Annotated in this window: 8 protein-coding genes; 2 read left to right on the top strand and 6 right to left on the bottom strand. The window is 65.0% G+C overall.

Annotated features, from left to right (window positions below; all coding sequences use genetic code 11):
• Window positions 1–33: 33 nt before the first annotated feature.
• Window positions 34–570, bottom strand: a complete 537-nt coding sequence (locus H3T92_RS05165) for an NUDIX hydrolase (RefSeq protein ID WP_144085508.1) — start codon at window positions 568–570, stop codon at window positions 34–36.
• 2 nt (window positions 571–572) lie between these two features.
• Window positions 573–2,123 (bottom strand): aminopeptidase P family protein, encoded by a 1,551-nt coding sequence (locus H3T92_RS05160; RefSeq protein ID WP_332460638.1) that lies wholly within the window; start codon window positions 2,121–2,123, stop codon window positions 573–575.
• A 206-nt stretch (window positions 2,124–2,329) separates the two neighbouring features.
• Here H3T92_RS05160 and H3T92_RS05155 point away from each other — a divergent pair, with 206 nt between their 5' ends.
• Together H3T92_RS05155 and smc are read left to right on the top strand one after the other, a co-directional pair.
• Window positions 2,330–3,751 (top strand): bifunctional folylpolyglutamate synthase/dihydrofolate synthase, encoded by a 1,422-nt coding sequence (locus H3T92_RS05155; RefSeq protein WP_198189503.1) that lies wholly within the window; start codon window positions 2,330–2,332, stop codon window positions 3,749–3,751.
• Window positions 3,751–7,389, top strand: a complete 3,639-nt coding sequence (smc, locus tag H3T92_RS05150; protein ID WP_198189502.1) for a chromosome segregation protein SMC — start codon at window positions 3,751–3,753, stop codon at window positions 7,387–7,389. The genes H3T92_RS05155 and smc overlap by 1 nt, the downstream gene beginning before the upstream one ends.
• Here smc and H3T92_RS05145 read toward each other — a convergent pair.
• The 4 genes from H3T92_RS05145 to H3T92_RS05130 form a co-directional block, all read right to left on the bottom strand.
• Window positions 7,322–8,065, bottom strand: coding sequence for an aspartate/glutamate racemase family protein (locus H3T92_RS05145; RefSeq protein WP_198189501.1), 744 nt, complete (start codon window positions 8,063–8,065; stop codon window positions 7,322–7,324). The genes smc and H3T92_RS05145 overlap by 68 nt on opposite strands.
• Window positions 8,062–9,306: a carboxylate--amine ligase gene (locus H3T92_RS05140; protein ID WP_198189500.1), complete on the bottom strand. Its 1,245-nt coding sequence runs from the start codon at window positions 9,304–9,306 to the stop codon at window positions 8,062–8,064. The genes H3T92_RS05145 and H3T92_RS05140 overlap by 4 nt, the downstream gene beginning before the upstream one ends.
• An 86-nt stretch (window positions 9,307–9,392) precedes the next feature.
• Window positions 9,393–10,961, bottom strand: a complete 1,569-nt coding sequence (locus H3T92_RS05135) for a Mur ligase family protein (protein ID WP_198189499.1) — start codon at window positions 10,959–10,961, stop codon at window positions 9,393–9,395.
• Between the two features lie 175 nt (window positions 10,962–11,136).
• A complete protein-coding gene (locus H3T92_RS05130; protein WP_198189498.1) occupies window positions 11,137–11,895 on the bottom strand; it encodes an exonuclease domain-containing protein in 759 nt (252 codons plus the stop codon).
• Window positions 11,896–12,022 lie beyond the last annotated feature (127 nt).

Genomic DNA, 12,022 nt, shown 5'->3' with positions numbered 1-12,022 from the left:
GAGCCGTCCAAGGGCCCAATGGTCAATTTGAGACTAGTCGGGATTTGCGGGCAGCTCCCTGCCGCCAACCTTGAAGAAGGCGTGGGCATCTCCGCCATGCAGGCGTTCCAGATAGGTTCGGGCTCGGGCCATGCGTTTCACAGTGGTCTGGGCCAGCGGAGAGGGGAGTTGATCGGGGTCGAACCAGCCGACTGACAGGCTCTCCTCGTCACCCACAAAGGGGTCGGTGTTGCCGCTGGGGTCAGGCCGACAGATGAACAGATGATCCATATACATGGTCCGGTCCCCGTTGGCATAGGTGATCACCTCTTGGGAGGATGTGACTGCCGCCAGGTCGGTGACGATCACATCCACCCCGGTCTCCTCCTTGACCTCGCGGACCACGGTGTCAGCCGGATCCTCGCCCGGTTCGTTGATCCCGTAGACCAGGGCCCACTGGCCAGTGTCGGAGCGCCGGCCCAGCAGGACCCGGCCCTGGTCGTCGGTGACGAAGGCCGTTACGCCGTTCAGCCAGAGCAGGTCATGGCCTATGGACCGGCGCAGTTTGAGCACGAAGTCAGGTGTGGGCATAGTCAGTCCCGGTCCGGGTCGGCCAGCGCAGCCCGCTGCGCCATCCAGGCCTCCACCTCTTCCACCGTCTTGGGGATGCCTGCAGACAGCCACTGGGGTCCATGCTCGGTCATGAGCACGTCGTCCTCTACGCGCACGCCGATGCCGCGGAACTCCGGAGGCACCAGCAGGTCGTTCTCCTTGAAGTAGAGTCCGGGCTCGATGGTGAAGATCATTCCAGGGGTGATGGGCGCGCCCTGGTAGGACTCGTACCTGGCCTCCGCACAGTCATGCACGTCCAGACCCAGATGGTGGGCGCAGCCGCAGGCGTGCCAGCGGCGATGCTGCTGACCCTGGGGAGAGAGGGACTCTTCCACGCTGACCTTGAGGATGCCCCACTCGTGCAGTGTTTCGGCCAGCACCCGCATGACGGCATGGTGGATGTCCGAGTAGGTGGCTCCGGGCTTGGCCGCTTCGAAGCCGGCCTGCTGGGCCTTGAGCACGGTCTGGTAGATCCGCTTCTGCAGGGGGCTGAAGGTGCCGCCTACGGGGAAGGTGCGGGTGATGTCGGCCGTGTAGAGGCTGTTGACCTCCACGCCGGCGTCAATCAGGAGCAGGTCGCCCTTCTGGACTGTCCCGTCGTTGCGCATCCAGTGCAGGATAGGGGCATGCTTGCCCGAAGCGATGATGGACCCATAGCCCACGTCGTTGCCCTTCTCGCGGGCGTTGGCGTTGAAGACGCCCTCCAGCATCCGCTCGGAACGGGGCTTGCCTACCACCTGGGGCAGGTGGGTCAGAACCCGGTCGAACCCGTCCTTGGTGGCAGCGATGGCCTTGCGCATCTCGCTGACCTCGTAGTCGTCCTTGATCATGCGGGCCTCGGAGGTGAACTCCTCGAGCTTGTCGTCGGCCTCCTCATTACGGTCAGGGCCGCCGATGCCATTGGCCTTGCGGGCGGCTTCCACCTGGTTCAGGACCTCCTGGTCGGCAGTGCGGATCACTCGCAGCTTGACCGCTCCCTGGTCCGGCCCCAGATCCTTGGCGATGGCATCAGGGAAGGAGGCGATGTCCTTGGTGGGGATGCCGGTCATGATGGCCAGCTCCCGCAGCCCGGCCCGGGGACCTACCCAGTATTCCCCATACTGGGAGGAACGGTAGTAGTCACGGGTGGACTGATCGGCCCGGGGATGGACGAAGAGCTCGGGGGTATGGGTCAGGCCCCTGGCGGCCTCCGGGCTGTCGGGGTCCACCGGGTCAAGGACCAGGATGGCTCCGGGTTCGTAGTCCTCGCCCAGGCCCGTGTAGTAGGCAAAGGTGGTGTCTGGGCGGAAGGCGTAGTCGTTGTCGTTGTTTCGGGTCTTGTAGGATCCGGCAGGGATGACCAGTCGTTCGCCAGGGAAACGCTGACCCAGTTCACGCAGGCGGCGCTCAGTATATTTGCTGGACTCCAGCGGCTCGATCTGCGGCTCCTGGGCCTGCCACCCGGTGGTCATGAACTTCTGGAAGGCGGGGGAGTTGGGGCGCAGGGTGCGGTTGTTCACCCGGTCTTCCATGTTCTGCTCATCCAGGTCCACGTTCTTGGGATCAGTGTCTCCTTGTAGATGCTCCTGTGCAGATGCGGTCACGTCCAGCCTCCTTGAGATTCCGGTTCTGACTATGTTGGTTCCATGGTAGTGCGTTCGGCCGATGTAACAGTCGGCTGTTCCGGCCCTCAATCGGGGTCGGTGGCGCATAGAATGGGCGGGAAGCATCCACAGCCAGCAGGAGGCGCAGGCAGAATATGTCATTCGAACACCCCAACAGCAAGGGTCAGAATATTCGCGATGTCGAGCGGGCCATCATGGCGCGTCCCGCCGAGCATGACAGCCCCAACCTGGACCTGGACAGGATGGGGATGATGCTGGACCTGCTGGGCCACCCCGAGCACAGCTTCCGGGTCATCCATGTCACCGGGACCAATGGCAAGGGGTCCACGGCGCGGATGGCCGAGGCTCTGGTGCGGGCCTACGGTCTGCGCACCGGGCTCTACACCTCGCCCCACCTGGAGCGGATCAACGAGCGGATCGCCATCGACGGCCAGGAGCTCTCGGACGAGGACTTTGTGGACCTCTACCAGCAGATCGAGGATTTCATCGCCATGGTGGACGACCGCTTCGCCCAGCAAGGCAGGGCTCCCATGAGCTTCTTCGAGGTCCTGACTGCCATGGCTGTCTGGGCCTTTGCCGATGCCCCCGTGGACGTGGCCATCGTCGAGGTGGGGATGGGCGGCCGCTGGGATGCCACCAACGTCCTCGATGGCGACGCCGCCATCATCGGCCCGGTGGACATGGATCATATGCAGTGGCTGGGGGATACGGTCGAGCAGATTGCAGGGGAGAAGGCCGGGATCATCAAGCCCAAGTCCACGGTCATCGTCGGCGCCCAGCCGCATGAGGAGGCCGTCATGCCCATCATCGAGCAGGCCGTGCGCCAGCAGGGCGCCCCCACCCTTTTAAGGGATGGCAGCGAGCTGGAGGTGGTCTCGCGCATGCCCGCAGTGGGCGGCCAGGTGGCCACCTTGCGCACCCCACAGGGGCTCTATAAGGATGTGCCCATCGACAAGTTCGGCGAGCACCAGGCCCACAACGCTCTGGCTGCCCTGGCTGCGGCCGAGACGGTCATCCCCGTCAACGGAGCCCTGGACCAGGATCTGGTGGCCGAGGCCTTGAGCCAGGTGCGCATCCCCGGACGGATCGAGCAGGTGCGCACCTCGCCCACCATCATCATCGATGGCGGCCACAACCTGAACGCGGCCCAGTCCCTGCGTGCGGCCATCGAGGAGAACTACGACTTCAAGCAGCTGGTGGGTGTGATCTCCATGATGGCCGACAAACAGGTGGAGGATTATCTGGGACTGTTGGAACCCGTGCTGGACAGCGTCGTGGTCACCGAGAACTCCTGGAAGGGCCGAGTCATGCCGGCCGAGGATCTGGAACGGGTTGCGGTGCGGGTCTTCGGACCCGACAGGGTGGTCAGGCGCGACCGGATGCCCGATGCCATCCAGACGGCCGTCGACATGGTCGACAGCGAGGACCAGACCGGCGTGGGCTATGGCCGGGGAGTGCTGATCTGCGGCAGCTTCGTTACCGCCGGCGACGCCCGTACCCTGCTGGCCGAGCGTCCCAATCCCGATCTGGCCAAACCTAAGGCGGAGCGCGCCTGATGTACCTCAAGGAGCTGACCCTCAAGGGCTTCAAGTCCTTCGCCTCGGCCACCACCCTGCGCTTCGAGCCGGGTATCACCGCTGTGGTGGGCCCCAACGGATCAGGCAAATCCAACATCGTCGATGCCCTGGCCTGGGTCATGGGCGAGCAGGGAGCCAAGAGCCTGCGCGGCGGATCCATGGAGGACGTGATTTTCGCCGGCACCTCTTCCAGGCCGCCACTGGGCCGGGCTCAGGTCACCCTGACCATCGACAACACTGATCGGACCTTGGACATCGACTACACCGAGGTGACCATCAGCCGGACCATCTACCGCAACGGGGGGTCCGAATACGCCATCAACGGGTCCGACTGCCGCCTGCTGGACATCCAGGAGCTGCTCAGCGACACCGGGCTGGGCCAGCAGATGCACGTGATCGTCGGCCAGGGACGGCTGGATGCCATCCTGCGGGCTGATCCGGCCGGCCATCGCGCCTTCATCGAGGAGGCGGCCGGCATCCTCAAGCACCGCAAGCGCAAGGAGCGGGCCCTGCACAAGCTGGCCAACACCGAGACCAATCTGTCCCGCCTGGACGATTTGATCGGCGAGATTCATCGGCAGCTGGGGCCGCTGGGCCGCCAGGCCAAGGTCTCCCGCCGTGCCGACATGATTCAGGTCAGCCTGCGGGATGCCCAGGCCCGCATCCATGCCGACGATGCTCTGACCTCGCAGAGGAAGCTAGAGAACCTGCGCTCGCAGATGGCAGAGACTCGGGGGCAGCTGGCTCGCGGGCAGGAGGATCTGACCAGGGTCAAGTTGCGCATCGAACAGCTGGAGGGGTTGGACCGACAGTCCAGCCCGGCTCTGGAGGCGGTCAACCAGCAGTGGAACGACCTGACCAAGCTGGGTGAGCGGGCCGGATCCTTGGCATCCTTGGCCAGGGAGCGGGGCCGTTCGCTGGAGGCTGGCATGGTGACCGACCAGGGTCAGGATCCTGGGGTGCTCAGGCGGCGGGCCGACGAGCTCAAGGGCCAGGCCGACCAGGAAGAGGGCCAGGTCGGCGCCGACCGGATCGCCCTGGACGGCTGCGTCCAGGCCCGTGCGGATCTGGAGCGGCGGCTGGCCGCCCACCGGCAGACCATGACCGAGCTGCGGCAGGCGGCCAGAAAGCGGCAGGCTCGGCTGGGCGACCTGGCGCAGTTGGTGGCCAAGGAGGAATCGGCCCTGGAACTTTCCAGGCAGCGCGAGCGTGACCTGACCCGTCAGCAGGATCAAGTCAAGGAGAGCCTTGAACGAGCCAGGAGCCGGGTGCGGGACTTGGACAGCCAGGAAGAAGATTCTGACCAGGATGGCAGACAGGCGCTGGAGCAGGCAGGTCAGGTCAGGGATCAGGCCCGCAGCAGACTCAACGACCTCCAGGAGCGCGAACGCCGCATCCAGTCCGATGCCATATCGGCCCAGGCCAAGGCCGATGCCCTGGCGGACACGCTGGATCATCGCGGCGCCGGCGAGGCCCTGTCACAGGCGGGGGATACGGCCCTGCTGGGTGTACTGACCGACTTCGTCCGAGTAGAGGAGGGCTGGGAGGAGCCCCTGGCCCAGGCCTTGCACGACTATGCCTCGGCCTTGGTGGCCAGGGATGGCCAGGCGGTCGACCAGACCCTGGAGCGGGCCCGCCGAGACCGTCTGGGACGCGCCGCGCTGATCTCAGCATCAGACCCACTCGAAGGCGCCGGTGTAAGGCCCGGCGATGGCCCCTGGCGGTCAGCTGCCGACCTGGTGGCCCTGCGGGAGCATCCTGCTGATCCTGACCGGGCCCAGGGGGTGCTGACGGCTGTCCGCAGTCTGCTGGCCTCTACAGCTGCCGTCGAGGACGCCGATCAGGCCCGCCGTGCCCTGGAGGACGGATGGCAGCAGGCGTTGACCCGCCTGGGCGACCTCTACGATCGGGTGGGTGCGGTTGGCGGATCCGCCCCGGCCACCAGCGACCTGGCGCTGACCGCACGCAGGGATAAGGCCCTGGCACAGGTGGAGACCCTCCAGGAGGAGTCCCGGACTTTGCAGCCGCAGATGGATGCGGCCCGTGCCGCCCTTGAGCAGGCCGAGCAGCAGCTGCAGGAGGCGCGCAACCAGTGCACCGAGGCCCGGGTCAGGGCCGAGCAGGCTGCCCGGGAGCTGGCAGCAGCCCGCAAGGAATCCGATCGAGCCCAGGCCGGGGTCAAGGATCTGGATGACCGGCTGACCCAGGTGCGTGATCAGGTGCGCACCCACGAACTCAAACTGGAAGATCTGAAAGCCGGCTTGGCCCGTGCCCAGGAGGATGGGGATTCTGATCCGGATGACCCGGAGGGTATGGAAGACCGGCAGCATGAATTGGAGACGGCCCTGGACCAGGCCCGCACCGCCGAGATGGAGGCCAAGCTGACCTGGACGGAGAGCGACCGGCGGCATGTCTCCCTACTGCGGCAGATTGATCTGCTGCGGGATCAGGCCGACCAGGCCGAGCGTCATCGTCAGCGGATAGGCGAGGAAAACCGTCGTCGCAAGGCCGGCATGGCCTCCCTGGGGCTGATCGCGCTTAGGGCCGACCTGCTGGCCCAGCTGATCAAGGGGAGGATGGAGCATGCGGCCCGCCGCCGGGATCAGCTCAGGGCCAAGGCTTCGGCCCACGACAAGGAGCTGACCGATCTGCGGGCCAGCAGGGACGATATGGAACCCAAGGTGGCCGATCTGCGCCAGGATGAGCACGGTCTGGATCTGGAGCGGGAGCGCCTGGCTGGCGAAGATGGTCGCCTGCGCCAGCGCATCCAGGATGACTTGGGCATGGAACCTGAGGAGCTGATCCGCGAATACGGCCCCGATCGTCCGGTGCCCGTCCTGGATGACGAGGGCAATCCGGTGCCCCTGGATCAGGAGGCGACGGAGGAAGACGGTGATTCGCCAGCCTTCAAAACGGTGCCCTATAAGCGCGGTGAGCAGCAGAAGCGGCTGGCCAAGGCCAAGCGGGACCTGGCCGCTCTAGGCAAGGTCAACCCGCTAGCCACCGAGGAATACGAGGCCTTGGAGTCCCGCAACCGCTACCTGCACGAGCAGCGTCAGGATGTGATCGGGTCCCGGGACGATCTGATGGCCCTGGTCAAGGATCTGGATTCGACCATGGTCACGGTCTTCAAGGAGGCCTTCGACGACACCGCCCAGGCCTTCGAACGCATCTTCGCCACCCTCTTCCCCGGCGGGCGCGGGCGGCTGCGGCTGGAGGACCCGGACGACCTGCTGACCACCGGCGTTCTGGTCGAGGCCAGCCCGGCCGGCAAGAAGGTCCGTCGGCTCTCCCTGCTCTCGGGCGGGGAGCGGTCGCTGACGGCCCTGGCCCTGCTTCTGGCCATTTTTACGGCCCGGCCCAGCCCCTTCTACGTCATGGACGAGGTCGAGGCCGCCCTGGACGATGTGAACCTGACCAGGCTGCTCAAGGCCTTCGAGCAGTTGCGGGAGCATGCCCAGCTGATCATCATCACCCACCAGCAGCGGACCATGGGCATCGCCGACGCCCTCTACGGGGTCACCATGCGGGGGGACGGGGTGACGGCCGTCATTTCCCAGCGGCTGAAGGATCCGAATCGCTCCGGCCGCGAAGAGCCCGAGCCCGATCAAGGGTGACCTCTGCCAAAACGGCCTGTGAGTCCACGATGGGCAGCTGTGGCATGGGGTAGACCTCGTTGAGCACCGAGAGCTCGGTGCAGCCCAGCAGGACCGAGTCGCAGCGGTAGTCCTTCAGGAAGGCGTTGAGAACGCCCAGGTAGCGGTCCTTGTCCAGTCGCCCTTCCTTGACGTCGTCGTAGATCAGCGCGCTCACACGGTCCTGCAGGGCCTGGTCCGGATCCACCAGCTGGTAGCCGGCGCTGCCGGCCGGACCTTGGTAGATGGCGGCATGGCGGGACCCCTCGGTGCCCATGTATCCCATGCGAGGATGGGTTTTCGCCGGATAGTGCCGGTCGGCCCAGTCGATGGTGGCCTGGGGCATGTCCAAAATAGGGACCGGGGTCAAGGCCTGGAGCCTGGGCAGAATCTGATGGGCGGTGTTGCAGGCCATGACCATGAAGGAGGCGCCCATGGCTGTGGCCTGGCGCACATCCTCGGCCAGGTAGGGGAAGGGATCATCCTTGCTGCGGCCCAGGATGAATTCGGTGCGGTCCGGCACGGTGGCGTGGTTGAAGACCACATAGTCCAGAAAGTCCTGGTCCCGGTGCGCCCCGGTCATCCGGTCCAGCACCCGCACGAAGCTTTCGGTGGCCAGGGTGCCCATGCCGCCCAGGACGACGAAGAAGTTCCTCATGCCAGCTCCCCCTTGTCACGGAAGTAGCGCCGGTAACGGCGCCGGTAGATGGCGAACATGTGCCGGATCATCAGCCAGCGCAGCAGGCTGCGGTCCTTGTTGTACTCCAGAGTGGTGCCCCAGTCTCCGCGGCGAATCATGGCCATGGCCTGTCGCTTGTCCTCGGATTCGGCGCAGTATGTGCGGAAGATGTCCCTGGGAATCTCCATCCAGAGGCGATGCCCCCGGCCGAAGACGGTGCGTCCGTTGAAGGGGGTGTCCAGAACCAGGTCCTCCACGAAGCAGCGGGCCAGGTTGAAGCCGTTCAAGGTGACCACGTAGCTGCTGCGGCCCTGGCGCAGATTGATTTCGAAGAGCTTGTAGACGCCGTCGCGCGGGTCGTACTTCATGTCGAAGTTGGCCACTCCGCTGTAGTTGATGTCCTCCAGGAAGGCCTTGATCCGGTCGAAGATGTCCTGGTTGTAGTCGGGCATGATGGCTGCGTAGTTGCCCACGGCCTCGGGGGTGGGGTCCTCCAGCAGCGGGTGCCCCAGGAACATCATGCGCACCCGGTGGTGGCGGTCCACATAGGCATTGAGCACCCGCATGTGGTCGTCGCCCCCAGGCACGAAGTCCTGGATGACCATCTGCGAGGTGTACCCGGCCTGGTAGGACCTGCGGATCATGGTGTCCAGCTTCTCCGGGTTGCTGAAAATGAAGGCCTTCTTTCTCCCGGGGAAGTCGATGCCCAGCCATTCGTCGCTGTCGGCTGGCTTCATGGCCACCGGGTAGTCGAAGGGCAGGTTCCGGTGGCGTCCGGCTTTCACGTCATCGGCATTCACTGAAACGGTCTTTGGGTGGGGCAGGTCATAGCGGTCGCAGAGCTCATAGAAGGAGGATTTGAGTGAGAGGGCGCGGTTGAGCTTGGCATCGATGGCGTTGAAGACGAACCGTTCGCGCAGGGGGTCACCGAACTCGTCCAACAGGTTGGCATAGGTGTCCCCGCAGGGCAGCAGGAGCAGGGTGACGTCTGGGTGATCCCGGTGATAGGCATCGGCCCAGACGTTCAGAGACGGCACAAAGACCTGGGGATTGGTGAAATCCGGCACCAGGTGCACGTCGATGATCCTGCTGTACTTGGTGGGGGAGAGCTGCTGGTGGGCGAAGGCGGTGGAGACCAGTCCATAGGCCTCATGAAAAGCGCGCGCCATGCCGTAGGCGTTGATGTCGCTGCCCAGTATGACCGGTTGGAATTCTTGCATCTGTATGAAACCACCTACTATATGCTCGTGCGCTCCGCCCTGCCGCGGGGCATTTGGCTTTCCATCTTAGGGTCCTGTCAGGATCGTCATCCTTGGGCTGCGCCGGTGGCTCCCAGGTCGTAGCTTTCCGTGCCCAGCAGGCGCGCCACTACGTGGTCATCGCCCTCATAGGGCACGTGGCCGCTGTCCGTCTTGAACCAACGTTCCTCACCCTTGCCGATGACCAGTGTGACGCGCAGACGCTCCCCTGGCAGGCCCGGGTCTCCCAAGGCCTGCCGGATGGCTTGGGCCCTGTCCGGAACGATGCTGGCATCCAGGCTTGGGTTGGTCACGAAGCCCAGCATCTGGCGATCCACCTGGTCCGCGCTCTCCCCTTCCTCGTCGTCGGCGGTCAGGATCAGCCGGTCGACGCGGTCCTGGGCGGCGGCGACGATGCCCTCCCTGCGGTCGATGGCCTTGCCGCCAGCGGAACCGGAGACCAGGGTAATCAGGGGCTTGCGCTCGCCGTAACGCTCGTCCACAAAATCCAGCAGGGCGGTGACTGAGGCCTTGTTGTGGGCGTAGTCGACGTAGACCACTCGGTTGTCGGCCTTGAAGCGTTCCATCCTGCCGGCGATCCTGACGCTCCCCATGGCCCGGAGTGCGTCGGCATCGGGCTCCAGACCCAGACGGGTCAGCATGGCCAGGGCAGCGGCCGCGTTCAGGGCGTTGAAATCCCCGTCCATGGACAGGCTGACCGGCCTCATGGCTCCGCCGGCGGGTCCTATCAGGTAGTCGTCGCCCTGGCCGGGAGCCTTGCGAACCAGGAAATCGGCCTGCCGGGTTCCATCGCCGAATGTGGTCACCGGGACGTTGACGTCGCGGGCATCCTGACGGATCAGGTCGGCTCCGCGCGCATCGGCTCCCAGAACCAGTTGCCGGCTGTTGTAGGTTATGCGGCGTTTGCAGTAGAAGTAATCCTCGAAGCTGGGGTGTTCGATGGGGCTGATGTGGTCGGGGGAGATGTTCAGGAATGCCCCCATGTCGAATGTCAACCCGTAGACGCGGTCCACCTTGTAGGCCTGGGAGGAGACCTCCATGACCAGGTAGCGCATGCCGGCGTCTGCCGCCTGGCGCATCATCCGAAAGAGATCCAGCGATTCGGGTGTGGTCAGCTGGGACTCTTGGTAGTGCCGGCCGTCCAGGCAGTTGTCCACCGAGGAGAGCAGGGCGGCGCGACCTCCGGAGATCCTGGACAGCATGGCCTGCAGGAAGTAAGCGGTGGTGGTCTTGCCCTTGGTTCCGGTGATGCCCACCAGCGTCAGCTGCTCCTGGGGATACCCGTAGAAGGCCGCGGCCAGCAGGCTCATGGACTTGCGCACGTCGTTGACGATGATCCCCGGGGCTTTGGTATGGGCGGACAGATCCTGCTGGGCCACGTAGGCCTGTGGACCCTCGGGATCGCAGGCATCCAGATATTTGGGCAGGAAGTGGCCCTTGCAGAAGAGCAGGCTGCCAGGTCCAGCCTGGCGGGTGTCGTAGGTGATGTCGGTGAAGGGCTTGGATGACTCGGTGTCTTCTGGAGTATGCAAGGTCCACTGGTCGCCCTGGATCACCTCGCGCAGTTGATGATGGTTGCGCAGCAGCTCCAGAGTTGAAGCCATCGTCAGCGCCATGCCGGCTTCCCCCTTGTCTGTAGGTTCGTCACTTCAATGGTTCCCGTCCCGATCGGTGCCCCCGAGCGAGACCAGATACCAGTCTAAACCGCCTCAAGGCCAGGGCAGGAGGATCCGACGACCCCTTGACTGAATGGGCAAAAAGCAGGTAGCGGATCGGCCCTGGAGCTGAGCCTCAGAGCCAGGAGTCGGTGACTGGGCGACGGCCTTGTGAGATCAGATGCTGGTTGAACTGCTCCCGCCACTTGGCCTGCGCCTGCCGCTGCCAGTCCATCAGGGAGTCCATGGTGATTCGGGCCACTTGGGGGAAGAGGGTGGTCATGGGCTTGATCAGGTCGACGGCCGCCACCGTATCCGCCGTGGCATTGTGGAAGTTGCCATGGGGGATGACGCCGTAGTACTCACTGGTCAGCCCCAGGGTCCGGCGGCCCGACCGGTGGGAGATCTCCCTGTCCAGAACCAGAGGGTCCACCACCAGCAGATCCCCCTCGCTTAAGGGCTTGACTGACTCTGCGCACCAGTGGGCGATGTCCCCGTCCAGCATCTGCACGTCGAAGGGGGCGTTGTAGGCCAGCAGGGGGATGCGCTTGTCCTGGGCGCGGGCGATGAACCCGGCCATCTGCTCGGTGGCCAGCTCAGGCTCCATGCCCTCGGCGGCCAGCTGCTGGTCGGTGAACCCGTTGACCCGGCTGGCCCCCTTGCTGATATGCCGGTGCGGATTGACTATCCAGGTGGCTACGACATCCCCTGAGTAGCCCTTGCTCGGGTCGCGCAGAACCAGGCTGGCCGAGACGATGCCGTCCTTGCCTGGTCTGGTGCCCGTGGTTTCGGTGTCGAACCCCAGAAGCCAGGAGTCCCCTAGGCGAGTCGACCCCTCCTGTTCCGGGGCGGACGCAAGCGCCTGCTCCATGCTCGTGTACTCGGTGTTTTCCATAAGCGTGATTTCTCCTTCGTCATTATGGTAACCGAGGACCGACCGGCCCGCGACCGGGTCGAAACCGCCACGGGCGAGGGGGGATGGCACAATAGGGGTGTGGCAGATACCAGCGAACTCGAAAGCA

Source organism: Bifidobacterium sp. W8112 (assembly GCF_016101425.1).
Lineage (GTDB): Bacteria > Actinomycetota > Actinomycetes > Actinomycetales > Bifidobacteriaceae > Bombiscardovia > Bombiscardovia apousia.
Note: the sequence above shows the minus strand (reverse complement) of the source record. Positions and strands in the feature narration are given on the sequence as shown.